The organism is Pseudomonas maumuensis (assembly GCF_019139675.1).
In the GTDB taxonomy this organism is placed as follows: domain Bacteria; phylum Pseudomonadota; class Gammaproteobacteria; order Pseudomonadales; family Pseudomonadaceae; genus Aquipseudomonas; species Aquipseudomonas maumuensis.
In genome coordinates this window covers 1,542,574-1,567,530 of the sequence record NZ_CP077077.1, presented here as the reverse complement: position 1 = coordinate 1,567,530, position 24,957 = coordinate 1,542,574, and the positions used below count along the sequence as shown (strand labels likewise).

The 24,957-nt window shown below is 64.3% G+C and carries 20 protein-coding genes; 10 read left to right on the top strand and 10 right to left on the bottom strand.

The window, feature by feature from the left end; all coding sequences use genetic code 11:
- The first annotated feature begins 24 nt into the window (after positions 1–24).
- Genes KSS90_RS07300 through KSS90_RS07285 form a run of 4 tightly spaced genes read left to right on the top strand, consistent with a single transcriptional unit; the run spans position 25 to position 4,209 of the window.
- Complete coding sequence (locus KSS90_RS07300; RefSeq protein ID WP_028693074.1) at positions 25–948, top strand: LysR family transcriptional regulator; 924 nt, start codon at positions 25–27, stop codon at positions 946–948.
- 13 nt (positions 949–961) lie between these two features.
- On the top strand, positions 962–1,774 hold the full coding sequence (locus KSS90_RS07295) for an alpha/beta fold hydrolase (RefSeq protein WP_217868809.1): 813 nt from the start codon (positions 962–964) through the stop codon (positions 1,772–1,774).
- Positions 1,768–2,325 (top strand): peptidylprolyl isomerase, encoded by a 558-nt coding sequence (locus KSS90_RS07290; RefSeq protein ID WP_050706800.1) that lies wholly within the window; start codon positions 1,768–1,770, stop codon positions 2,323–2,325. Before KSS90_RS07295 ends, KSS90_RS07290 begins: the two co-directional genes overlap by 7 nt.
- A 51-nt stretch (positions 2,326–2,376) precedes the next feature.
- On the top strand, positions 2,377–4,209 hold the full coding sequence (locus KSS90_RS07285) for an ABC transporter ATP-binding protein (RefSeq protein WP_217868808.1): 1,833 nt from the start codon (positions 2,377–2,379) through the stop codon (positions 4,207–4,209).
- A 61-nt stretch (positions 4,210–4,270) separates the two neighbouring features.
- Here KSS90_RS07285 and KSS90_RS07280 read toward each other — a convergent pair whose 3' ends face one another.
- Entirely contained in the window at positions 4,271–5,398 is a 1,128-nt protein-coding gene (locus KSS90_RS07280; RefSeq protein WP_217868807.1) for a GNAT family N-acetyltransferase, read from the bottom strand.
- Positions 5,399–5,637: 239 nt separating this feature from the next.
- On the opposite strand from KSS90_RS07280, the gene KSS90_RS07275 reads away from it, so the two are divergent.
- Entirely contained in the window at positions 5,638–6,882 is a 1,245-nt protein-coding gene (locus tag KSS90_RS07275; RefSeq protein ID WP_217868806.1) for a putative porin, read from the top strand.
- A 183-nt stretch (positions 6,883–7,065) separates the two neighbouring features.
- Here KSS90_RS07275 and KSS90_RS07270 read toward each other — a convergent pair whose 3' ends face one another.
- Positions 7,066–8,187, bottom strand: coding sequence for a beta-ketoacyl-ACP synthase III (locus KSS90_RS07270; protein WP_217868805.1), 1,122 nt, complete (start codon positions 8,185–8,187; stop codon positions 7,066–7,068).
- Positions 8,188–8,404: 217 nt separating this feature from the next.
- A complete protein-coding gene (gene hrpA, locus KSS90_RS07265; RefSeq protein WP_217868804.1) occupies positions 8,405–12,310 on the bottom strand; it encodes an ATP-dependent RNA helicase HrpA in 3,906 nt (1,301 codons plus the stop codon).
- 219 nt (positions 12,311–12,529) lie between these two features.
- Here hrpA and KSS90_RS07260 point away from each other — a divergent pair, with 219 nt between their 5' ends.
- The 3 genes from KSS90_RS07260 to KSS90_RS07250 all read left to right on the top strand — a co-directional run bounded on the left by KSS90_RS07260 (position 12,530) and on the right by KSS90_RS07250 (position 15,477).
- Entirely contained in the window at positions 12,530–12,694 is a 165-nt protein-coding gene (locus tag KSS90_RS07260) for a hypothetical protein (RefSeq protein WP_217868803.1), read from the top strand.
- Positions 12,695–12,778: 84 nt separating this feature from the next.
- On the top strand, positions 12,779–14,143 hold the full coding sequence (locus KSS90_RS07255) for a glutamine synthetase family protein (RefSeq protein ID WP_217868802.1): 1,365 nt from the start codon (positions 12,779–12,781) through the stop codon (positions 14,141–14,143).
- A gap of 26 nt (positions 14,144–14,169) precedes the next feature.
- Entirely contained in the window at positions 14,170–15,477 is a 1,308-nt protein-coding gene (locus tag KSS90_RS07250) for an NAD(P)/FAD-dependent oxidoreductase (RefSeq protein WP_217868801.1), read from the top strand.
- A 69-nt stretch (positions 15,478–15,546) separates the two neighbouring features.
- Here the strand turns inward: KSS90_RS07250 and fadD1 are convergent, their stop codons facing one another.
- Together fadD1 and fadD2 are read right to left on the bottom strand one after the other, a co-directional pair.
- On the bottom strand, positions 15,547–17,244 hold the full coding sequence (gene fadD1, locus KSS90_RS07245; protein WP_046856658.1) for a long-chain-fatty-acid--CoA ligase FadD1: 1,698 nt from the start codon (positions 17,242–17,244) through the stop codon (positions 15,547–15,549).
- A 340-nt stretch (positions 17,245–17,584) separates the two neighbouring features.
- A complete protein-coding gene (gene fadD2, locus KSS90_RS07240) occupies positions 17,585–19,273 on the bottom strand; it encodes a long-chain-fatty-acid--CoA ligase FadD2 (protein WP_217868799.1) in 1,689 nt (562 codons plus the stop codon).
- Between the two features lie 201 nt (positions 19,274–19,474).
- Here fadD2 and KSS90_RS07235 point away from each other — a divergent pair, with 201 nt between their 5' ends.
- Entirely contained in the window at positions 19,475–20,419 is a 945-nt protein-coding gene (locus KSS90_RS07235) for an alpha/beta hydrolase (RefSeq protein ID WP_217868798.1), read from the top strand.
- A gap of 34 nt (positions 20,420–20,453) precedes the next feature.
- Complete coding sequence (locus tag KSS90_RS07230) at positions 20,454–20,924, top strand: MaoC family dehydratase (RefSeq protein ID WP_217868797.1); 471 nt, start codon at positions 20,454–20,456, stop codon at positions 20,922–20,924.
- 38 nt (positions 20,925–20,962) lie between these two features.
- Here the strand turns inward: KSS90_RS07230 and KSS90_RS07225 are convergent, their stop codons facing one another.
- The 5 genes from KSS90_RS07225 to KSS90_RS07205 form a co-directional block, all read right to left on the bottom strand.
- Positions 20,963–22,201 (bottom strand): RNA polymerase sigma factor, encoded by a 1,239-nt coding sequence (locus KSS90_RS07225; protein WP_217868796.1) that lies wholly within the window; start codon positions 22,199–22,201, stop codon positions 20,963–20,965.
- A gap of 46 nt (positions 22,202–22,247) precedes the next feature.
- Positions 22,248–22,592, bottom strand: coding sequence for a YciI family protein (locus KSS90_RS07220; protein WP_023631072.1), 345 nt, complete (start codon positions 22,590–22,592; stop codon positions 22,248–22,250).
- 46 nt (positions 22,593–22,638) lie between these two features.
- Positions 22,639–23,064 carry a YybH family protein gene (locus KSS90_RS07215; protein WP_217868795.1) on the bottom strand — a complete coding sequence of 142 codons (426 nt, stop codon included), beginning with the start codon at positions 23,062–23,064 and terminating at the stop codon, positions 22,639–22,641.
- Between the two features lie 136 nt (positions 23,065–23,200).
- Complete coding sequence (locus KSS90_RS07210; protein ID WP_217868794.1) at positions 23,201–23,842, bottom strand: LysE family translocator; 642 nt, start codon at positions 23,840–23,842, stop codon at positions 23,201–23,203.
- A 133-nt stretch (positions 23,843–23,975) separates the two neighbouring features.
- Positions 23,976–24,929 (bottom strand): threonine dehydratase, encoded by a 954-nt coding sequence (locus KSS90_RS07205; RefSeq protein ID WP_217868792.1) that lies wholly within the window; start codon positions 24,927–24,929, stop codon positions 23,976–23,978.
- Positions 24,930–24,957: the final 28 nt, after the last annotated feature.

The following is a 24,957-nucleotide window of genomic DNA, read 5'->3' as shown; positions in this document are numbered from 1 at the left end:
AGCTTAGGACAACAGGAGCCCTGGATGAAAGCACCGCGCGTTACCCTGGATCAGTGGCGGACCCTGCAGGCGGTGGTCGACCACGGCGGGTTCGCCCAGGCCGCCGAGGCCCTGCACCGCTCGCAATCGTCGGTGAGCTACACCGTGGCGCGGATGCAGGAGCAACTGGGCGTGCCATTGCTGCGCATCGATGGCCGCAAGGCGGTGCTGACCGAGGCCGGCAGCGTGCTGCTGCGTCGTTCGCGGCAACTGGTCAAGCAGGCCAGCCAGCTGGAAGACCTGGCCCATCACATGGAGCAGGGTTGGGAAGCCGAGGTGCGCCTGGTGGTCGACGCCGCCTATCCCAGCGCCCGCCTGGTGCGCGCCCTGGCAGCGTTCATGCCACAGAGCCGCGGCTGCCGGGTGCGCCTGCGCGAAGAGGTGTTGTCCGGGGTCGAGGAAGTGCTGCACGAAGGCATCGCCGACCTTGCCATCAGCAGCTTCAACATCGGCGGCTACCTGGGTACCGAACTGAGCCCGGTGGAGTTCATCGCCGTCGCCCACCCCGAGCATGCCCTGCACCGCATGGGCCGCGAAATCACCTTCCAGGACCTGGAAAGCCAGTTGCAGGTGGTGATCCGCGACTCCGGCCGGGCCCAGCCGCGTGATGTCGGCTGGCTAGGCGCCGAGCAGCGCTGGACGGTGGGCAGCCTGGGCACCGCGGCCACCTTCGTCGGCAGCGGCCTGGGCTTTGCCTGGCTGCCCCGGCACATGATCGAGCGCGAGCTGCGCGAAGGTGTGCTCAAGCCCCTGCCGCTGGATCAGGGTGGCAGCCGCCATCCACTGTTCTACCTTTACTCGAGCAAGGAAAAGACCCTGGGCCCGGCCACGCAGATCCTCATCGAGCTGCTGCGCAATTTCGACACCGCGCCGCTGGACGTGCCCTTCGCAGCCCCCCCGCAAGCCTGAGAGGAGCGCGCCCATGGCCGTTTTCGAACAGCAAGGATGCCTGTTGCATTACGAGGAACACGGCCAGGGCGAGCCCCTGGTGCTGCTGCACGGGCTGGGCTCAAGCAGCCAGGACTGGGAACTGCAGGTCCCCGAGCTCAGCCGCCATTACCGGGTGATCCTCATGGACATCCGCGGCCACGGGCAATCGTCCAAGCCACGCACGGGCTACCAGATAAAGACCTTCAGCGAGGATCTGCTGGCCCTGCTGCGCCATCTGGACAGCGGCCCGGTCCACTTCGTCGGCCTGTCCATGGGCGGCATGGTCGGCTTCCAGTTCGCCGTCGACCACCCCGACTGGCTGCGCAGCCTGTGCATCGTCAACAGCGCCCCCGAGGTCAAACGCCGCACCCGCAGCGACTGGATCTGGTGGCTCAAGCGCTGGGGCCTGGCACGCCTGCTCAGTGTCGAAACCGTCGGCAAGGGCCTGGCCGAACGGCTGTTCCCGAAGCCGGGGCAGGCCGAACTACGGCGCAAGATGGCCGAACGTTGGGCGCGCAACGACAAGCGTGCGTATCTGAAAAGCTTCGACGCCATCGTCGACTGGGGTGTACAGGAACGCATCGGCCAGATCCACTGTCCCACCCTGGTGATCGCCGCCGACCACGATTACACACCGATACAACTGAAGGAGCGTTACGTCGCCCTGATGCCCAACGCCAGGCTGGCGGTCATCGACGATTCGCGGCACGCTACGCCCCTGGATCAACCTGAAGTCTTCAACCGTACCGTGCTGCAGTTCCTCGCAGCCGCTTCCACCTCTCAAGGATCTTTGAGCCCATGCTGAAAAAACTTCTGCTCACCGCCTGCTCGGTCGCCTTCGCCACCAGCGTCATGGCCTCCGACAAGACTCCGCACGTTGAGCTGGTCACCAGCTTCGGCAAGATCGAGATCGAGCTGAACGCAGAAAAAGCGCCGATCAGTACCAAGAATTTCCTCCAGTACGTCGACAGCGGCTTCTACAACAACACCATCTTCCACCGTGTGATCCCGGGCTTCATGGTCCAGGGCGGCGGCTTCACCGACCAGATGGTACAGAAGAGCACCCAGGACCCGATCCGCAACGAGGCGAGCAACGGCCTGCAGAACACCCGTGGCACTCTGTCCATGGCGCGTACCTCCGACCCGAACTCGGCCACCAGCCAGTTCTTCATCAACGTCGCCGACAACGACTTCCTCAACCCGGGCCGCGACCGTGGCTACGCGGTGTTCGGCAAGGTCACCAAGGGCATGGAGGTGGTCGACCAGATCGTCAACTCGCCGACCACCGTCAAGAAAGGCATGCGCGATGTGCCGGCGGATCCGGTCTACATCAAGTCGGCCAAACGCATCGATTGATCCCGCGCCACACAGGGACGTGAGTCGGGTCGAACAGGAGTGTCGTCACCCATGCTGTACCGTCGTTTCGAGCAGTTGATCGACATCTTCCGCGAGGCGCCCAGCGAGGCGCCTCCCGGCAAGGTCTGGCCCTTCTATCTCTATTATTTGCGCCAGGTCTGGCCGAGCTTCGTTGCCTTGCTGATCGTCGGGCTGATCGCCTCGCTGATCGAGGTGGCGCTGTTCAGCTACCTGAGCCGGATCATCGACCTGGCCCAGGGCACGCCCAACGCCAACTTCTTCAGCGAGCACAGTGGCGAGCTGATCTGGATGCTGGTGGTGGTGCTGGTGCTGCGGCCGGTGTTCTTCGGCCTGCACGACCTGCTGGTGCATCAGACCATCAGCCCGGGCATGACCAGCCTGATCCGCTGGCAGAACCACACCTATGTGCTCAAGCAGAGCCTGAACTTTTTCCAGAGCGACTTCGCCGGGCGCATCGCCCAGCGCATCATGCAGACCGGCAACTCCCTGCGCGATTCGGCGGTGCAGGCGGTGGACGCGCTGTGGCACGTGCTGATCTACGCCATCAGCGCACTGGTGCTGTTCGCCGAGGCCGACTGGCGGCTGATGCTGCCGCTGCTGGTGTGGATCGCCTGCTATATCGGCGCGCTGTACTACTTCGTGCCGCGGGTGAAAGAGCGCTCGGTGATCTCCTCCGACGCCCGCTCCAAGCTGATGGGGCGCATCGTCGATGGCTACACCAACATCGCCACGCTCAAGCTGTTCGCCCACACCGACTACGAGCAGCAGTACGCCCGCGAGGCGATCAGCGAGCAGACCGAAAAGACCCAACTGGCCTCGCGGGTGATCACCAGCATGGACGTGGTCATCACTTCGCTGAACGGCCTGCTGGTGGTCGCAACCACGGGCCTTGCCCTGTGGCTGTGGAGCCAGTCGCTGATCAGCGTCGGTGCCATCGCCCTGGCCACCGGCCTGGTGATCCGCATCGTCAACATGTCCGGCTGGATCATGTGGGTGGTCAATGGCATCTTCGAGAACATCGGCATGGTCCAGGACGGCCTGCAGACCATCGCCCAGCCGGTCACCGTCAGCGACAAGCCCCACGCGCAGGCACTCAAGGTCAGCCGCGGCGCGGTGCGCTTCGACCATGTCGACTTCCACTACGGCAAGGGCGGCAAGGTGATCGATGCCTTGAACCTGGATATCCGCCCCGGCGAGAAGATCGGCCTGATCGGCCCGTCCGGCGCCGGCAAGTCGACCCTGGTCAACCTGCTGCTGCGCCTGTATGACATCGACAGCGGGCGCATCCTCATCGATGGCCAGGATATCGCCGAGGTCAACCAGGCCAGCCTGCGCGCGCAGATCGGCATGATCACCCAGGACACTTCGCTGCTGCACCGTTCGATCCGCGACAACCTGCTATACGGCCGCCCCGACGCCACTGACGAGGAAGTCTGGGAGGCTGTACGCCGGGCACGGGCCGACGAGTTCATCCCGCAGTTGTCCGACGCCCAGGGCCGCACCGGCTTCGACGCCCATGTCGGCGAGCGCGGCGTGAAGCTCTCAGGCGGCCAGCGCCAGCGCATCGCCATCGCCCGGGTGCTGCTGAAGAACGCGCCGATCCTGATCATGGACGAGGCCACCTCGGCGCTGGACTCGGAGGTCGAGGCAGCGATCCAGGAGAGCCTGGAGACGCTGATGCAAGGCAAGACGGTGATCGCCATCGCCCACCGCCTGTCGACCATCGCCCGCATGGACCGGCTGATCGTGCTGGACAAGGGGCATATCGTCGAGAGTGGCAGCCACACCGAGCTATTGGCGCAGCGTGGCCTGTATGCGCGGCTGTGGCATCACCAGACGGGTGGGTTCGTCGGGGTGGATTGATACAGAAAACGGCATGGGAAAATCGGCGTGGGAGCGGGCTTGCCCCACGCCCCCTTGATTTTCATGCCTGGCGATACGGCAACATCTGCCGCGCCTCTTCGGCATACGCCCTCACCCCCGCCCGCTCCTGCAGCAGAAAATCCTCCACCGCCCGGCGCAATCCCGGATGCAGCAGGTAATGCCACGACCGCGTGATCACCGGCTCGAAGCCGCGAATCAGCTTGTGCTCACCCTGGGCCCCGGCATCGAAACGCTGCAGCCCTTCGCCAATGGCGAAATCCATGCCCTGGTAGAAACAGGTCTCGAAGTGCAGACGGTCGAACTCATCCAGGCACCCCCAGTACCGTCCATACAGGCTGTCACCGCCGATCAGGCTGAGCGCCATGGCCACCTCGCGCCCCTGCTGGCGGGCGATGACCACCCGGATGGCCTCGGGCATGCGCTCGGCGATCAGGCTGAAGAACTCACGGGTAAGGTAGGGTGCGCGCCGGCGCACGGCGTAGGTGTTGGCGTAACACAGGTAGACAAAATCCCACTGCGCCTCGCTCAGCTCGTCGCCCTGATACCAGGCGAAGTCGATCCCCTGCCCCGCCACCTGTTCGCGCTCCTTGCGCATCTGCTTGCGCTTGCGTGAGCTAAGGGTGTCGAGAAAGTCCTGGAAGTCCCGATAACCCCGATTGCGCCAATGGAACTGGCAACCCAGGCGTTCCATCCAGCCTGGCAGACCGGCGAGGGCCTCATCCAGCGCAGTGTCGGTGAAGTTGATATGCGCACCCGACAGCCCGCCCTTGCCCAGGTACTCGGGGATGGCCTGCAACAGCAACAGGCCATCGCTCGGGTCAGCGGCCAACAGGCGTGGGCCGCTCACCGGGCTGAACGGCACCGCACCCAGCAGCTTGGGGTAGTAGGCGATACCTGCGCGCTCGCAGGCATCGGCCCAGCCGTGGTCGAACACGTACTCGCCGAACGAATGCCATTTGCGATACGCCGGCAGCAGCGCCCGCACCTCACCGTCGCGTTCCAGCACCAGGTGTTCGGCGGCCCAGCCAGTGTCAGGCACCACGCTGCCACTGTCCTCCATGGCCGTGAGGAAGGCATGGCGCAGGAACGGCTGACCGGCGGGCACCAGCGCGTCCCAGGTGGTCGCCGGCAGGTCGCGCAGATGGGCAAGGCTGTGAAGGCTGATCACGTTTGCAACTCGCTGAAAAGAGAGTGCCAGTATTGCCAAGTCGACCGTGACACTCAAATGACGGCCGCTTTACTTAACAACAGTGCCACTGTTTAGACATTATTCTGTCATTCGCCCCCGCAATACTTGCGCCTGTTTTCCGGAACCCCAGAACCTGTCTAGTCAGGCCCTTTCCGAAGACATGCCAACTTGGGGGCGGGCGCTTGAGCCTCCCCACTTTTTCCAACAGGGAGAACCTTATGCGTCTTGTTTCTACACTTACCGGAGTGAGCCTCACCGGCATGATGCTGGCTCTGAGTACTCCGGCCAGTGCTGCTGTCGACGCCAAGCTGCTCGAAATGCTCCGCGCCAATGGTTCGATCAACCAGGCGCAGTACAACGAACTGCAGGGCGACCTGGCAAAGGAAACCAAGGAAAAGGCCGACCAGAAAGCTCAGTCCGAACGTCTGAGCTCGTTCGAACAGAAAGTGGCATGGGCCGCCAAGACCCAGATCAAGGGTGATGTGCGCCTGCGTTACGAAGACGTCAACGTCGACAACCCCAACAGCCGCAGCGGCAATCAGGACCGCGAGCGCGTGCGCGCCCGCGTGGGCTTCTACAGCGAGATCAATCCGCAGGTCGACGCCGGCATTCGCGTGGCCACCGGCAGCAGCTCGGACGCTCGCTCGACCAACCAGAGCCTGGACAACTACTTCGACAAGAAATCGCTGTGGGTCGACCTCGCCTACCTCGACTGGCACCCGACCGCGGTCCCCAACCTGCACCTGATCGGCGGCAAGATGGCCCAGCCATGGGTGAGCATGGGCGACATCATCTGGGACAGCGACATCAACCCCGAAGGCGTGGCCGTCACCTACAAGACCAACCTGGGCGGCGCCGAAGTGTTCGGCAGCGCCGGTCACTACACCCTCAAGGACAACGTCGACGGCGACGGCGTGCAGTTCAAGCACGACGCGCAGCTGTACCACGGCCAACTGGGCACCAAGTTCAACCTGGCCGACAGCGTCAAGCTCACCGTCGGCGGCAGCCTCTATGGCTTCGATAACGACAAGAAGTCGGCCGTGCTGCGCAGCTTCGGCAACACCACCACCGAGTTCAACCTGGCCGAAGGCTTCGGCCAGGTGGACTTCACCGGCTTCGCCATCCCGCTGTCGGCGTATGGCCAGTTCGTCAAGAACACCGACAGCACCGACGGCGAGGACAAGGCCTGGCTGGCCGGTCTGAAGACCAAGGTGGGTGCCTGGAGCCTGGACTACAACTACCGCGATGTGCAGCGCAACGCCGTGGTCAGCCTGTTCACCGACTCCGACTTCGGTGCCGGCTTCACAGGTTCGCGTGGCCACAAGTTCAAGGTCGGCTACGAGATCGACAAGAACTTCTCCCTGGGCGCGGCCTACCTGATGGCCAAGACCGACCTGTCGCAGCTGCCGAACAACAATGCTGACGTCGACACCCTGCAGGTCGACCTGGAAGCCAAGTTCTAAGCGATACGCATATTTGCTCCACCCTGAAGCGGGAAATGCTGACCCCATCCAGCATTTCCCGCTTTTTTTGTTCTGGCAGAAATGCGTCGGCCCTATCGCCGACAAGCCGACTCCCAAGGGAAATACGCCCCCTCTGTGGGAGCCGGCTTGCCGGCGATAGGGCCGGAACAGGCGAAACGGGTATCAGCGCTTGCGCAGAATCACGCTACCGATCGAATAGCCCGCACCGAACGAGCTCAGCACCCCCAACGACCCCTTGGCCAGGTCATCCTGGTACAGGTGGAAGGCGATCACCGACCCCGCCGAACTGGTGTTGGCATAACGGTCGAGAATCACCGGCGCCTCTTGCTCGTCCACTTCCCGGCCCAGCAGCTTCTTGACGATCAGGTGGTTCATGCTCAGGTTGGCCTGGTGCAGCCAGAAGCGCTGGACGTCGCTCGGCTGCTGGCCGTTTTCGTCCAGGTGCTGGCCGATCAGCTCGGCGACCTTCGGGCAGACTTCCTTGAATACCTTGCGGCCTTCCTGCACGAACAGCTTGTCACGCGAGCCGATGCCCTCTTCCGCAGCGCGGTTGAGGAAGCCGAAGTTGTTGCGAATGTTGTTGGAGAATGCAGTCCACAGCTTGGTGCTGACGATATCGAACTGGTGCGCGGAGGTCGCCAGGTCGGCACGTTCGATCAGTACCGCGGTGGCGGCGTCACCGAAAATGAAGTGGCTGTCGCGGTCACGGAAGTTCAAGTGGCCGGTGCAGATTTCCGGGCTGACCACCAGCACCGCGCGGGCTTGGCCCAACTGCACGCTGTTGGCTGCCGTCTGGATGCCGAAGGTGGCCGACGAACAGGCGACGTTCATGTCAAAGGCAAAGCCCTCGATACCAAGCGCCTGCTGCACTTCGATGGCGATGGCCGGGTACGGGCGCTGCAGGTTGGAACAGGCGACGATCACCCCGTCGACATCGGCGGCAGTGCGCCCGGCACGTTCCAGCGCCTGACGCGCGGCGGCAACGCCCATTTCGCAGAGGATCGACTGTTCGTCGTTGGAACGCTCCGGCAGGCGCGGTTTCATGCGCTGCGGGTCGAGAATGCCAGCCTTGTCCATGACGAAGCGGCTCTTGATACCCGAGGCCTTTTCGATGAAGGCGGCATCGGACAGCGGCGCCGCCTCGACTTCGCCCCGCTCGATGGCGGCGGCATTGTCGCGGTTGAAACGCTGTGCCCAGGTGTTGAAGGACTCCACCAGTTCTTCGTTGGAAATGCTCTGGGCCGGGGTAAACAGGCCGGTGCCGCTGATGACGACGTTATGCACGGTCGTTCCTCTAGTCAAAGGCCATCGCCATGCGGCGCAGGCCGGGAAAAGGGCAACATAATGGCACCTTGGTACCAATTCACAGACGAGGGCTGGGCCCTCGATCACTGGCAAGCCAGCCCCCTCAGTTCAATGCGTACCCTGTGGGAGCTGGCTTGCCAGCGATGGGCCGCAAAGCGGCCCCAAATTCCATCAAGTTTGCCACAAGTTGCAACGGTTAGGCTTCCACCTGACTCCACTGCTTGCTCAGTCGCTTATCGGAAACCGGCACCTTGGTACCCAACTGCTGGGCGAACAACGACACCCGGTACTCCTCCAGCAACCAGCGGTACAGGGTCAGTTGCTCATCGCGCTTGCCTTCCTGGGCATGCTTGTCGGCACGGGCCTGGTATTGCGCCCAGCAATTGGCCAGCTCGCCACTCCACACCCGGTCCTTCTGCACCTGCGAACCCAGCTTCTCCAGGCGCAGTTCCACCGCCTTGAGATAGCGCGGCAATTCCTTGAACCAGGCCCCCGGCGTCTCGCGCACGAAGCCCGGATACACCAGGTTGGCCAGTTGCTGCTTGATGTCGTTGAGCGCCACCGCCTGGCTCAGGTCGATCTTGCCCTTGAAGCGCTTCTGCAAGCCATGCCACAGCTTGAGCACCTCGAGCGTCTGACGTGCCAGGCGTTCGGCGTGCTCGCTCCAATTGCCACGCTTACGCTCGGCCAACGACGCCAGGCCGGCGCCATCGCGGGGCAGCGAATCTTCGCCTTCGAGCACGCAACTGTCGAGGCTGGCCAACAGGATATCCTCCACCAGCGCCTCGATCCGGCCCAGTTCGCGATACAGCAAACCCAGCTCGGTCAACCCCGGCAGCTTGCCGCGCAGGAACTTGGCCGGCTCGGCCAACTGCTGCAGCAACAGGCGCTGCAGGGCGCGTCGGTGCTGGAATTCAGCTTCGGCCTGGGTCGAGAACCGCCCCTCGCGCACCGTGCCGTTGTCCTCGACCAGTGCCGGGTACACGGTCATCGACAACCCGGCGATCTTCTGCTGGGCGGTCTGCGCCACTTGCTCGAACACCTTGGCCTGCACCGGCTGTTCGGCCTTGTCGTTACGCGGCAAGGCCAGGGCGGCCTGGCTGGCGGCAGCAAAACGGGCAGTCAGTTCGGCCAGGTCGCGGCCCTCGCCGAGGAACTTGCCCTGGGCATCGACCACTTCGATGTTCATGCGCAGATGACCCTCCACCAGCGCAGTCGCTTCCGCCCAGGCTTCGTCGGATACCCGCACCCCGGTCATGCGCAGCAGCTCGTGGCCCAGTGCCTGGGGCAACGCGCCCTGGCCGAAGACCATGCGCGACAGTGCCGCCTTGACGAAGTCCGGCACCGGCACGAAGTTCTTGCGCAGGGCCTTGGGCAGGTTGCGCACCAGAGCGATGCACTTGGCCTCGAGCAGGCCCGGCACCAGCCATTCCAGGCGTTCACCCGGCAGGTTGGGCAGCAACGGCGCCGGCACCCGCACGGTCACGCCGTCACGTGGATGGTTCGGTTCGAAATGGTAGCTCAGCGACAGGCGCAGTTCGCCCACCTGCAAGTGATCCGGGTACTGCGCTGCGGTGACCTCGCTGGCCTCGCGGGCCAGTACGTCCTCCTCGCGCATGATCAGCAGGTTGGCGTCCTTCTGGCTGGTCATCCGGTACCAGGCATCGAAGGTCGCGGTCTGGTGGATCTCTGCGGGCAGGCGCGCTTCGTAGAAGGCGTACAGGGTTTCTTCGTCGGCGAGAATGTCGCGTCGGCGGGCCTTGGCCTCCAGTTCGTCGAGCTGCTCCAGCAGGCGCTTGTTGGCCGCCAGGCACTTGGCCCGGGACTGGATCTCGCCACCGACCAGGCCATCGCGGATGAACAGCTCGCGGGAAGTGACGGGGTCGATCGGACCGAAATGCACCGGGCGGCGTCCGACCAGGATCAACCCGTACAAGGTGATCTGCTCGTAGGCCACCACCTGGCCGCGCTTCTTCTCCCAGTGCGGTTCGAAGTGGTTCTTCTTGATCAGGTGGGTGGCCAGAGGCTCGATCCAGTCCGGCTCGATCTTGGCCACCATGCGCGCATACAGTTTGGTGGTTTCCACCAGTTCGGCAGCCATCACCCATTGCGGCCGCTTGCGGCCAATCCCCGACGACGGATGAATCCAGAACCGCCGCTGGCGTGCGCCCTGGTAGTCGCCCTCTTCGGTCTTTTGGCCGATTTGGCTGAGCAGGCCGCTGAGAATCGCCTTGTGCATGCGCTGGTAGTCGCAGGCATCCTTGTTCACGGTCAGTTGCAGGTCACGACAGATCAGCGCCAGCTGGCGGTGGGCGTCGCGCCACTCGCGCAGGCGCAAGTAGTTGAGGAAGTTCTTGCGGCACCAGTTGCGCAGCGGGTTGGCAGTCAGCGCCTGGCGTTGCTCCTCGAAGCCGCGCCACAGGTTGACCAGCGCGGCGAAGTCGGAATCGACATCCTTCCACTGGGCATGGGCCTGGTCGGCTGCCTGCTGACGCTCCGGCGGGCGCTCGCGCGGATCCTGCACCGACAGTGCGCTGGCGACGATCAGCACTTCCTGCAGGCTGCCCTGGCGGGCGCCCTCGAGCAGCATGCGGCCCAACCGTGGATCGATCGGCAGGCGCGCCAACTGGCGGCCCAGCGGCGTCAGCTGGTTCTCGCGGTTGACCGCCGACAGCTCCTGCAACAGGTTGAAGCCGTCGCTGATGGCCTTGCCATCCGGCGGCTCGATGAACGGGAAAGCGTCGATGGCGCCCAGGCGCAGGTGCAGCATCTGCAGGATGACTGCGGCAAGGTTGGTGCGCAGGATCTCCGGATCGGTGAACGCTGGCCGGCCGTTGAAGTCATCCTCGCTGTACAAGCGAATGCAGATACCCGGCTCGACCCGGCCGCAGCGGCCTTTACGCTGGTTTGCACTGGCCTGCGAAACGGCCTCGATGGGCAGGCGCTGGACCTTGGCGCGGTAGCTGTAGCGGCTGATGCGGGCGGTGCCGCTGTCGATCACATAGCGGATGCCCGGCACGGTCAGCGAGGTTTCCGCGACGTTGGTCGCCAGCACCACGCGCCGGCCGCTGTGGGACTGGAAAATCCGCTGCTGCTCGGCCGGCGACAGCCGCGCATACAGCGGCAGGATCTCGGTGTGGCGCAACTGCGCCTTGCGCAGGATCTCGGCGGCGTCGCGGATCTCGCGCTCGCCGGGCAGGAACACCAACACGTCGCCCGGGCCCTTGCCCTGGCTGCGCTCGTGCTGGGCGATCTCGTCGAGGCTGGCGAGGATCGCCTGGTCGACCGAGAGGTCTTCCTCGACCTGGTTGCCCTCCTCGTCCTGCTCGCTGGTCAGCGGGCGGTACCAGGTTTCCACCGGGTAGGTACGGCCGGACACCTCGATGATCGGCGCACCGTCGAAATGCTTGGAAAAGCGCTCCAGATCGATGGTCGCCGAAGTGATGATCAACTTCAGGTCGGGGCGGCGATGCAGCAGGGTCTTGAGGTAGCCGAGCAGGAAGTCGATGTTCAGGCTGCGCTCGTGGGCCTCGTCGACGATGATCGTGTCGTAGCGTTCGAGGAAGCGGTCGTGCTGGGTCTCGGCCAGCAGGATACCGTCGGTCATCAGCTTGACCAGGGTGTTCGAATCGCTTTGGTCCTCGAAGCGCACCTGGTAGCCCACCAGCGCCCCCAACGGCGTGCCCAGCTCCTCGGCGACCCGCGCCGCCACGCTGCGCGCGGCGATCCGCCGAGGCTGGGTGTGGGCGATCAGGCCATGGCTGCCACGGCCCAGTTCCAGGCAGATCTTCGGCAACTGGGTGGTCTTGCCCGAACCTGTCTCGCCGGCGATCACCAGCACCTGGTGCTCGGCCAGGGCCTTCTTGATCTCGTCGCGCTTGGCGGCGATCGGCAGGTTGTCGTCGTAGCGAATGCTCGGCACGCTCTGCTGGCGCGCGGTGACCTGGGCGCAGGACGCCTGGACCTTTTCCACCCACTGCGCGAGCTTGCCCTCGTCGGGGCGCTTGCGCAGTTCGTGCAGTTGCCGGCGCAACCGATGTCGGTCGGCGATCATGGCGTGGTCGAGGTTCTTCAGCAGTTGGTCGATGGCGTGGTCTGTCATGGGGCTTTTTAATGATGCAGGCGAGTGCTGCTTTTTCATGATCGGCAGGCGTAAGAGGTGGGATTGTCGCAGATTTGCCGCCGGGATGCTGCCTGTTGCGGGTCTGGCGCAGGTCGAGTCCGACACGTGTACTACAACTCGAATGTTTAGCAAACCATGGAATGAACGTCGCCATTCCCTGATTTAATCAACCTTAACGCCCATGTGAGTATCCAAGGCATGCTCTCCGCCCCGCTGATCGCCCGCCCGCAGCCCCACCCTTCACTGCCGAAGGCCCGGGCCCGTGCCGGCGAAAACCCGCTGGTGCATATCATCCTCGCCTTCTGGGCCCTGTGGCACTGCCGTCACGCGCGCCCACCGGACACTTCGTTCGCGCACCCCTGACCCGACCCGGCCACTACTGGCCGATTGACTCAGCCTGACCGCTCGCCCGCGCGGCGGTCCTGTGTGCCCCAGAGCGAATCCACCATGCACTTTGCCCCCGCAGAGCAGGCCAGGCGTTTCCTGGCCAACAACCCTGATATCGATCTGATCGAACTGTTCATCCTCGACGCCAACGGCGTACCCCGCGGCAAGCTGCTGCATCGCGAGGAACTGCTGGCGGTGTTCGACAGCGGCCGCCCGCTGCCCAGCACCATCCTCGGCCTGACCCTCAATGGCGACGACGTGGAAAATTCTGGCCTGGTCTGGGACGTCGGCGACATCGACTGCCGCGCCTACCCGCTGGACGGCAGCCTGGTGCGCCTGCCCTGGCGCCGGGTGCCGACCGCCGCGGTGCAAGTCAGCATGCACCCCAGCGAAGGCCTGCCGGCCAGCGTGGCCGATCCGCGTCATGTGCTGCTGCGGGTGATCGACGCCCTCAAGGCCGATGGCTTCCACCCGGTGATGGCCTGCGAACTGGAGTTCTACCTGCTCGACCAGCAGCGCGACGCCCAGGGCCGCCCGCAGCCGGCGCTGGACAGCGACGGTGGACGCCCGCGCGGCACCCAGGTCTATGGCTTGCGCGAGCTGGAGCAGATCGAACCGTTTCTTGCCGATCTCTATGCTGCTTGCAAGGCCCAGGACATCCCTGTGCGCACGGCGATCTCCGAGTACGCCCCGGGACAGGTGGAAATTACCCTGGAGCACGGCGACGCGCTCCAGGCCATGGACCAGGCCGTGCGCTACAAACGCCTGGTCAAGGGCATTGCCAATGCCCATGGCATGCAGGCCTGTTTCATGGCCAAGCCGTTCGCGCAACTGGCCGGCACCGGCATGCACATGCACCTGAGCCTGGCGGACGCAGCTGGCAACAACCTGTTCGCCAGCGAAGACAAGGCCGGCACCCCACTGTTGCGCCAGGCGGTGGCCGGCATGCTGCGCCACCTGCGTGAGTCGCTGCTGCTGTTCTGCCCCAACGCCAACTCGTTCCGACGCTTCCAGGCCAACAGCTATGCCCCGCTGGCACCGACCTGGGGCGTGGACAACCGCACCGTCAGCCTGCGCGTGCCCGGCGGCCCGGCCAACAGCCGGCATGTGGAGCACCGTATCTGCGGCGCCGACGCCAACCCCTACCTGGCCGCCGCCGCGATACTTGCTGCCGCGCACCAGGGCATCCGCGAACAGCTCGATCCCGGCGCGCCGGTCGAAGGCAACGGCTATGCCCAGGCCAGCGAGTACCTGCCCACCGACTGGCTGACTGCCCTGGAAGCCCTGGAGCAGTCGACCTGGGCCAGGGAGGCGCTGGGCGAGGCCTTCCTCGGCGTGTACCTGAAGGTCAAGCGCGCCGAGTACCGCCAGTTCATGGCCGAAGTCGGCGAACAGGACTGGCGCTGGTACCTGCACCAGGCCTGACAGACGAACTACAACAAGGAACACCCATGAACGCAGCAGTCAACAACAGGCCGGCCCAGCGCGCGCCGTCCTACTACAGCGCCACCCTCAATGACGCGACCGAATACCCCACGCTCAAGGGCACGGTGCAGGTGGACGTGGCGATCATCGGCGGCGGCTTCACCGGCGTGGCCACTGCGGTGGAGCTGGCCGAACGTGGCCTGAAGGTAGCCATCGTCGAGACCAACCGCATCGGCTGGGGCGCCAGCGGGCGCAACGGTGGCCAGGTCACCGGCAGCCTGTCGGGCGACGAGGCCATGCGCACACAGATGCGCGACCGTCTGGGCGCCGAGGTCGACGACTTCATCTGGCACCTGCGCTGGCGCGGCCACCAGATCATCGAACAGCGCGTCGAACGCTACGGCATCCAGTGCGACCTCAAGCACGGTCACCTGCACGCGGCGATGAAACCTTCGCACATGACCGAGCTGCGCGCTTTCGAAGCCGAGGCCCAGCGTCGTGGCATGGGCGATCAGGTGCAACTGCTCGACCGCAGCGCCATGCAGCAGCACCTGCAGAGCCCGCTGTACCTTGGCGCGTTGAAGAACCGCCGCAACCTGCACCTGCATCCGCTCAACCTGTGCCTGGGCGAGGCCCGCGCCGCCCATGGCCTCGGCGCGTTGGTGTTCGAGAATTCCGAAGTGCTGGAGATCATCCACGGCCCCCGCCCGGCCCTGGTTACCGCCAACGGGCGCATCGAGGCCCGCCAGGTGATGCTGGCCGGCGACGTCTACCACAAACTGGAAAAACGCCAGCTCAAGGGCAAGATCTTCCCGGCCATGGGCGGCATCGTCACCACCGCGCCACTGGGCGACCTGGCCGACCAGATCAACCCGCAGGATCTGGCCGTGTACGACTGCCGCTTCGTCCTCGACTACTACCGCCTGACCGCCGACAAACGCCTGCTGTTCGGCGGCGGCGCCAACTACTCCGGGCGCGATTCGCGAGACATCGAGGGCGAACTGCGCCCGTGCATCGAGCGCACCTTCCCGGCGCTCAAGGGCGTGCCGATCGAGTTCCAGTGGAGCTGCGCCATGGGCATCGTGGTCAACCGCATCCCGCAACTGGGCAAGCTGTCAGACAACGTCTGGTACTGCCAGGGATATTCCGGGCACGGCATCGCCACCAGCCACATCATGGGCGAGATCATGGCCGAGGCATTGACCGGGACGCTGGAAAAGTTCGATACCTTCGCGGCGTGCAAGCACATCAAGGTGCCGATGGGAGACTTGCTGGGGAATCCGCTACTGGCAGCGGGGATGTGGTACTACCAGATGCTGGAAAAGCTGCGCTGAGTTCAGCTCATCAACCGTGGGAGCGGGCTTGCCCCGCTCCCACGCTTCAATCCCGAAGCAGACTGCGGATCAGGCGATCTTCTTCAGGCCTTGCTTCTTCAACTCTTCATCACGCAGCTCGCGGCGCAGGATCTTGCCAACGTTGGTGGTCGGCAGCGCATCGCGGAACTCGATGGCCTTGGGCACCTTGTAGCCTGTGACGTTGGCGCGCATGTGCTCCATGACCTGTTCCTTGGTCAGGGTCATGCCCGGCTTGACCACGATGAACACCTTGATCACCTCGCCGGATTTCTCATCCGGGATACCGATGGCGGCGCACTGCATCACGCCTGGCAGCGCGGCCAGCACGTCTTCGAGCTCGTTGGGGTACACGTTGAAACCGGACACCAGGATCATGTCTTTCTTACGATCGACGATGCGCATGTAGCCGTCCGGCTGGATCAGGGCAATGTCACCGGTTTTCAGCCAACCGTTGCTGTCGATGATCTCGGCGGTGGCGTCTTCACGCTGCCAGTAGCCCTTCATCACCTGCGGCCCCTTGATGCACAGCTCGCCCACCTCGCCCAGGGGCAGTTCCTGGCCGTTGTCATCGACGATCTTGCACAGGGTGGACGGCACCGGGATGCCGATGGTGCCCAACTGGTTGGCCGAGGTCGGATTGACCGCCGCCACCGGGCTGGTCTCGGTCATGCCGTAGCCTTCGCAGATGGCGCAACCAGTCACCGCCTTCCAGCGCTCGGCCACGCTCTGCTGCAGGGCCATGCCGCCGGACAGGGTGATCTTCAGTGCCGAGAAATCGAGGTTGCGGAAAGTCTCGTTGTTGCACAGGGCGACGAACAGCGTGTTGAGGCCGATGAAGCCGCTGAACTTCCACTTGCCCAGTTCCTTGACCATCGCCGGCAGGTCACGCGGGTTGCTGATCAGCACGTTGTGGTTGCCGATCAGCATCATGGCCATGCAATGGAAGGTGAAGGCGTAGATGTGGTACAGCGGCAGCGGAGTGATGAGGATCTCGCAACCTTCGTGCAGGTTCGAGCCCATCAGCGCACGGCACTGCAGCATGTTGGCCACCAGGTTGCGGTGGGTGAGCATCGCGCCCTTGGCCACGCCGGTGGTGCCGCCGGTGTACTGCAGCACGGCGACGTCGCCGGGCTGCGGGTTGGCCTCGGTGACCGCGCCGCCCTTACCCAGCGCCAGCGCATCGTTGAAGCGCACCGCGCCCGGCAGGTGGTAGGCCGGCACCATTTTCTTCACGTACTTGATGACGCTGTTGATCAGCAGGCGCTTGAGTGGTGGCAACAGGTCGGCCACTTCGGTGACAATGACGTGTTTTACCTGGGTCTTGGGCACCACCTTTTCCGCCAGGTGCGCCATGTTGGCCAGGCACACCAGCGCCTTGGCGCCGGAATCGTTGAACTGGTGCTCCAGCTCCCGCGCGGTGTACAGCGGGTTGGTGTTGACCACGATCAGCCCGGCACGCATGGCGCCGAAGACGGCGACAGGGTACTGCAGGACGTTGGGCAACTGGACCGCGATGCGGTCGCCCGGCTTCAAGTCGGTGTGCTGCTGCAGCCAGGCGGCGAAGGCGCCGGACAAGGTGTACAGCTCGCCGTAGGTGATGGTCTTGCCCAGGTTGCTAAAGGCAGGTTTGTCGGCAAAGCGTTGGCAGGATTGCTTGAGTACCGCCTGAATATTGGGGAATTCGTCAGGATTGATGTCCGCCGTGACCCCGGCTGGGTACTTATCCTTCCAAAAATGTTCGATCATGGAAGCCCGCTCCTTCAGCAACAGCGAATTCGGTATGCGTCGATGCGCTTATTATTGATATGAGACGCCGGCTCATTGCAAACCGGATCCTCTGAAAGCGCGCCGAGAGTAACAGCTTTGCAAGGGGTCGCCTAGAGGCCGAAATGGGCCGACAGGTCACAAAAATGACTCAATGAAGAATACAGGTCATTTTTAGAGTAATTATACAAAATGTCGCAGATTTGCCTGAAAGCCTTGCTCTAGAGAGCTCATGCAGGAGCGGGCTTGCCCGCGATGGCGCCATTTCCGGCAACACCGTCGCCCAGACTGACGCTATCGCGGGACAACCCCGCTCCTACAATCAGGCGATATCGCGCAATTCCCGACGCAGAATCTTGCCCACCGGGGTCATCGGCAGCGACTCGCGCAACACGATATGCTTGGGTACCTTGTAGCCGGTGAAGTTGGTCTTGCAGAACGCCTTGAGCTCATCGACGCTCACCCCGCCCGCACGCGGCACCACGAACAGCTTCACCGCCTCGCCGGTACGCTCGTCCGGCACGCCGATCACCGCGCAGCTGGCCACCTGCGGATGGCCCATCACCACGTCCTCGATCTCGTTGGGATAGACGTTGAAACCAGAGACGATGATCATGTCCTTCTTGCGGTCGACGATCCGGGTGTAACCGTCCGGGTCGATGACCGCGATGTCCCCGGTCTTCAGCCAGCCTTCTCCATCCAGCACCTGATCGGTGGCCTCCGGCTGCCGCCAGTAGCCCTTCATCACCTGGGGCCCCTTGATGCACAGTTCGCCGCGCTCGCCCAACGGTTGCTCGATGCCGTCGTCGTCGATCACCTTGAACGCTGTGCCGGGCACCGGAATCCCCACGGTCCCCAGGCGCGCCAACTGCCCATAGGGGTTGGTACTGGCCGCCGGCGAGGTTTCGGTCAAGCCGTAGCCTTCGACGATACGACAACCGGTGAGGGCCTCCCAGCGCTCGGCAGTGGCCTTGACCAGTGCGGTGCCGCCGGAGTTGGTGATCTTCAGCGCGGAAAAGTCCAGTGACTTGAACCCCGGGTTATCCATCAGCGCGACGAACAGGGTATTCAGGCCTACCAGCGCCGAGAACCGCCACTTGCCCAGCTCCTTGATGAAACCGGGAATGTCGCGGGGGTTGGTGATCAGTACGTTGTGGTTGCCGGTCACCATCATGCACATGCAGTTCGCGGTAAAGGCATAGATGTGGTACAGCGGCAGGGGTGCGATCATCACCTCCTGCCCTTGCTTGATCAGCGGCTGTCCATCAGGCCCGTGCTGACCAAAACAGGCCAGTACCTGGAGCATGTTGGCCACCAGGTTGCCGTGGGTGAGCATGGCCCCCTTGGCCAGGCCGGTGGTCCCGCCGGTGTACTGCAGCACCGCGACGTCGTCGAGTGTCTGCCCCACCGCCTGGTGACTGTGGCGTTGCCCCTGGCGCAGCACCTGCTTGAACGACACCGCCTGGGGCAAATGGTAGGCCGGCACCATTTTTTTCAGCTTGTCGACCACGGTGTTGATCAGCCAGCCCTTGGCCGCCGGCAGCAGGTCGCCCATCTTCGCTTCGATCAGGTACTCGACGCCGGTGTCGGGCAGCACTTCCTGCACGCGCTTGCCGAACATGTTCAGGTACACCAGGGCGCGAGCGCCGGAGTCCTTGAACTGGTGGCGCATCTCGCGCTCGGTGTACAGCGGGTTGGTGTTGACCACCACCAGCCCGGCGCGCAGCGCGCCGAACACGGCGATAGGGTATTGCAGGACATTGGGCATCTGCACCGCTATGCGGTCGCCCGGCGCCAGGTCGGTATGCTGCTGCAACCAGGCGGCGAAGGCCGCCGAGTAACGGTCAAGGTCCGCGTAGCTCAGAGTGACTCCGAGGTTGCTATATGCCGGTCGGTCGGCGAAGCGCTTGCAGGAGCGCTCGAACACATCGACCACGGAGGTGTAGGCATTCATGTCAATGGTGGAAGGCACGCCCGCCGGGCGCTTGTCGTTCCAGAAATCGGCTTGCATTTATTGTTGTTCCTCTACCGGGACGTCCCTGACCTGATCGCCTGATGGCAAAAAGGTGTTCAGCCGACGTTAGCAGCTCTGCCGAAGGTGGCAAATACGCCAAGTGCCGCCATTAACATTGTGAATCTCTTTTCTACCCTTCCTGCAATCGGGCGCTTTGCGCATACACTGTTGGCGAACCTCCGCGCGCAAGGACCCGCCATGCCCCATGACGCCTTCTGGCTTCCTGCCAGTGAGCATTGCAGTCTGTATGTTCACCAGTGGCTGCCCGCCACGCCCGTCAAGGCCGTGGTGTTGCTGGCCCATGGCATGGCCGAGCATGCCGGGCGCTACCAGCGCCTTGGCCATGCTCTCAATGCAGCTGGCTATGGACTGCTCGCGCCTGACCTGCGCGGCCACGGCCGTACCGCCGAATTGGGCAGCCTGGGCCTGTTCGCCCGCCATAATGGCTGGAATGCCGTGCTCAACGACCTGGGCCTTTTGGCCCAGCACGTCGGCCAGCAGTTCCCGGGCACACCGCTGTTCCTGTTCGGCCACAGCATGGGCAGCTACATCGCCCAGGCCTACCTGTTGCACCACAGCGCCAGCCTGCAAGGGGCAATACTCAGCGGCTCGAACTTCCAACCGGTGGCGCTGTACCGGGCGGCACGTCTGATCGCTCGACTCGAGGCCTGGCGCCAGGGCCCGCTGGGCAAGAGCGCGCTGATCGACTGGCTGTCGTTCGGCTCGTTCAACAAGGCGTTCAAGCCCAACCGCACCGCCTTCGACTGGCTCAGCCGCGATGCCGCGGAGGTGGACAAGTACATCGCCGATCCGCTGTGCGGCTTTCGCTGCAGCAACCAGCTGTGGCTCGATCTGCTCCAGGGCCTGGCGCAAATCAGTCAAAAGAAGAACCTTGCGCAGATCGATCCAAACCTGCCGATCTTCGTGCTAGGCGGCGAATGTGATCCGGTGAGTGCCGGCAAGCGTCTCACCCGTCTGGCCGACGCCCTGCGCGCGACCGGCAACCGTCATGTACAGTTGCGCATTTACCCCGGCGCACGCCACGAAGTGCTCAACGAAACCCATCGCGACGAGGTCACCGCCGAGATCATCGGCTGGCTGGAGCAGGCGCTGGCCCTTGGCCGCCCTGCCCGCAGCGAATGATCGGCCACCTCGCCCGCCCCACAAGGAAGCCTCGATGACCCAGGTCACCAACACGCCTTACGAAGCCCTCGAAGTCGGCCAGAAAGCTGAATACAAGAAGTCCGTGGCAGAACGCGACATCCAGCTGTTCGCCGCCATGTCCGGTGACCACAACCCGGTACACCTGGATGCCGAGTTCGCCGCCAAGAGCATGTTCAAGGAACGCATCGCCCACGGCATGTTCAGCGGCGCGCTGATCAGCGCCGCGGTGGCCTGCACCCTGCCCGGCCCAGGCACCATCTACCTGGGCCAGCAGATGAGCTTCCAAAAGCCGGTAAAAATCGGCGACGAGCTGACTGTGCGCCTGGAAATCCTCGAGAAGCTGCCCAAGTTCAAGGTGCGCATCGCCACCAATGTGTACAACCAGAACGATGAGCTGGTCGTCAGTGGCGAGGCCGAGATCCTCGCGCCGCGCAAGCAGCAGACGGTCGAGCTGGTCAGCCCGCCGAACTTTGTCGCCAGCTGATTCACCACGCCGGCCATCGCGGGCACGCTGGCGATAGCTCAGCCCAGTTCGCGTAATCGCCGTTCGATATGCCGCCGTTCCGGCCCCTGGCGGGTGAGCGTCAGCGCTTGCCGCCAGGCATCCCGGGCCTGATCGAGGTTGCCCAGTTGGCGGTGCAGTTCGGCGCGCGCGGCATGGGCCAGGTGGTAATCACCCAGCTCGCCCCGCTGCAAGATTGCCTCTACGGCCTGCAACCCCACCTGGGCACCGTCTCGCCTGGCCAGCGCCGCCGCCCGGTTCAGCTCCACCACCGGTGATGGCCAGTGGCGCTGCAGCACATCGTACAGGCCGATGATCTCGTCCCAGTTCGTGACCTCGGCGCTCGCCGCTTCGGCATGCACCGCGGCTATGGCCGCCTGCACGGTATAAGGCCCAAAGTCGCGACTGCGCAGCGCCTGTTGGACCAGCTGGCTGCCCTCCTCGATCTGCCCGCGATCCCACAGGCTGCGATCCTGCTCATCCAGCAGCACCAGCTCGCCATCGGCGGTGCTGCGTGCCCTCTGCCGCGATGCCTGGAGCAGCATCAGCGCCAGCAGGCCATGCACTTCGGCATCGGGCAGCAGCTGGGCCACCAGGCGCCCCAGGCGGATTGCCTCGTCCGTCAGCTCGCGGGTGGTGACATCTTCGCCCGCCGAGGCCGAATAGCCTTCGTTGAACACCAGGTAGATGACCCGCAGCACGCTTTCCAGGCGCTCGGGCAGCTCGCTCAGCTCCGGCACCTGATAGGGAATCTTCGCATCGCGGATCTTGGCCTTGGCACGCACGATGCGCTGGGCGATGGTGGCCGGGCTTTGCAGGAAGGCACGGGCGATTTGTTCGGTGGTCAGGTCGCAAACTTCGCGCAAGGTCAGGGGCACCTGGGCATCGGCGGCCAGCGCCGGGTGGCAGCAGGTAAAGATCAGGCGCAGACGGTCGTCGACCAGCAACGTCTGCTCACCCGGATCGTCGGCCTCGCGCTCGAGCAACATGATCAGGTCGGCCTGAGAGCGGTCGAAGCGGGCACTTCGGCGCAGCGCATCGATGGCCTTGAAGCGGCCGACAGACACCAGCCAGGCCCGCGGGTTGCCGGGGATACCATCACGCTGCCAGCGCTGCACGGCAATGAAGAAGGCATCGTGCATGGCCTCCTCGGCCAGGTCGAAGTCCCCCAGCAGGCGGATGAGAGTCGCCAGGATCCGCCGCGAATCGCGGCGGTAGACAGCCTCCACCTCCTGGCGGACCTGCGCTTCCCCCACCATCAATCGGGCTTTCCCTGCTGACTCATGCGTTTTTTCTCCCTTTGCGTCAGGGTTGCAGTTCACGCACCGGCCGCACCTCGACGCTGCCCACCCGGGCCGCCGGGATGCCCTTGGCGATGTTCAGCGCCTCGTTGAGGTCACGGGCGTCGACCAGGTAGAAACCGGCCAGTTGCTCTTTGGTTTCGGCAAACGGGCCATCGGTCAGGCTCATGCGCCCGGCGCGCACACGTACCGTGGTGGCCGTTTGCACAGGCTTGAGCGCCTCGGCGGCGAGCATGCGCCCGCTGCCCTGGATGGATTCGGCGTAGGCCATGCATTCGGCGTCTTCGGGGCTGTCGGGCAGGCTGTGCAACAGCGCTTCATCACAATAGACCAGGCACAGGTATTTCATGATCGTCTCCAGCAGGTCGGCTTGGTGCGGTGGGCGATGAGCGGGATCAGGGTTTGAGGTCGAACAAGGCTTTTTGCGTTTCCATGTCGAACGGCGCCGACCAATGCTCGTGGATCACTTGCCATTGGCCGCCGCTACGCCGGTAGCCGACCGTGGCGCGCATGAAGCCGCACTGGCTTTCGTCGTCGCCCGGGCCACAGCGGTTGAGCCAATGGGCCAGGGCCAGATCACCGTCGGCATACACCTTCAACTCTGCCAGTTCGAAGACCATCGGCCCCGTACACATACCCATGCACATTTCCCAGTGTGCGCGGTAGGCAACCTTGCCCTTGAACTGCAGGGCCTGGATGGCATCGAAGGCGAGAATGTCGTCGGCATAGGGAGCGACGATGCGCTCCACGTCGCGCTCGCGCACGGCTTGCATCCAGTTTTCGATCAATTGGCGAAGTTCAGTTTCGGCTGCGCTGTTCATCGGTGCTTCCTCCCAGCGGTCAACAATGATCGGCACCGGTGCATTCCGGCGCCTTCACCCATGGTCGAACGGGAAAACGGAGAATCGACAAGCCGATGAGAAAAATCCAGTCAGCGGCACAGACCAGCCCGAACGATCAGGCCGGTATCGCCAGGATGAATTCACGGTAACCGGAGAGCACCACGTAACCTGCGAAATAGCAGAAGATCGCCGCCGACAACAGGTACGACCAAGTCAACAGACGATCGCCCAACAGCCGCCCACCATGGCTGGCGATACCGCACAACGAGACACACCAGAGCAGCCCTGCGGCAAAGAAGCCACCGAGGAACAGGCCCGCGTCCAGCGCGCTGCCGGCGCCGGAGCGGGAGATCAGTACCCCGCCGACCGCGGCGAACCACAGAATCGCGCTGGGCGACGACATGGCCAGGAAGATACCGCGCAGGAATTCGCGCCAACCCGACTCGACCACCACCTGGCCATTCGACTCCAGGTGCCCGCCGCGCCACGCCGCCAACAACATCTTTACCGCGAACCACGCCAACAGCGCCGAACCACCCAGCCACAATACCCAGCGTACGCTCTCGAATTGCAGCAACACCGTCATCCCCGCCAGGGCCGCGATGGCGTAGATGAGGTCGCCGACGCAGGTCCCCAACCCCAGCCAGAAGCCCTGAAGAAAACCGCGCTGCATGGCCAGGGTGATCATGGCGATGTTGGCCACGCCGATGTCCAGGCACAGGGACAGGCTAAGGAGAAAACCATTGGAAAAGGGCATGGCAGGCTCGACTGCGGACGAAAGTCAGCGATTGAACCTCAACGCCCCCTGGGCGGTACAGAAAGAATTCGCGGGGCAGGCCATCGCTGCCTGCTCGCGAACCTCGCTGCCTCACCTTGACGGCGTTGGTACGTCACCCCACCAATACCTGCGCATAGCGTTCGCGATCCACATTGGCCCCGCTGAGCACCACCGCCACGCGCTTGCCAGCCTGGCGCCCACGCTCCTGCATCAGTGCGGCCAGGGCGGCGGCACCGGCACCTTCGGCGGTGTTGTGGGTGGTCTCATGGTAGAGGCGCATGGCTTCGGCGATCTCCTCGTCGCTGACCCGCACGATGCGTGCGGCATGCTCGCGTACCAGGGCGAAGGCGTCGGGATGCGGCACACGGCAGGCCATGCCATCGGCGAAGGTGTTGGCACTGGCGGTGGTGACGATGCGCCCCTGCTCGAAGCTCTGGGCATAAGCGTCTGCCGCAGTGGATACCACACCGACGATCTCGGTGGACAGCCCGAGCAGGTTGCGCGCCTGGATCAGCCCGCAAATGCCCGACCCCATGCCGATCGGCACATACACACAATCCAGGTCGGCCACCGCCTCGAACAGCTCCAGGGCATAGGTGGCCACGCCACGCACCAACTCGGGGTGGAACGACGGGACCATCCCGTAGCCACGCGCCTCGGCCAGACGCGCCGCTTCCTCGCGAGCCACGTCGAAGTCCACGCCATGCTCCACCAGCTCCGCGCCCAGGGCGCGCATGGCGGCGTTCTTCTCCCGCGAATTGCCTTGCGGCACCACGATCACCAGCGGCAAGCCTGCCTGGCGCGCTGCCAGGGCCATACTCTGGCCGTGATTGCCGCGGGTGGCGGTGACCAGCCCTCGGGGGGGCTGGCCTGCCGCCAGCAGGGAGCGCACATAGACCAGCCCGCCACGTACCTTGAACGCACCGGTGGGGGCATGATTCTCGTGCTTGACCCAGAGCTGGCAACCCAGCCTCTCGGCCAACAGCGGCCAGGCATGTTGCGGCGTCGGTGGAACGTGCTGGTGGACAAAGTCGGCGGCTTCACGCAGGGCGGGCAAGTCGAACATGGCGATCTTCCTTCATCGGTAGGGCTTG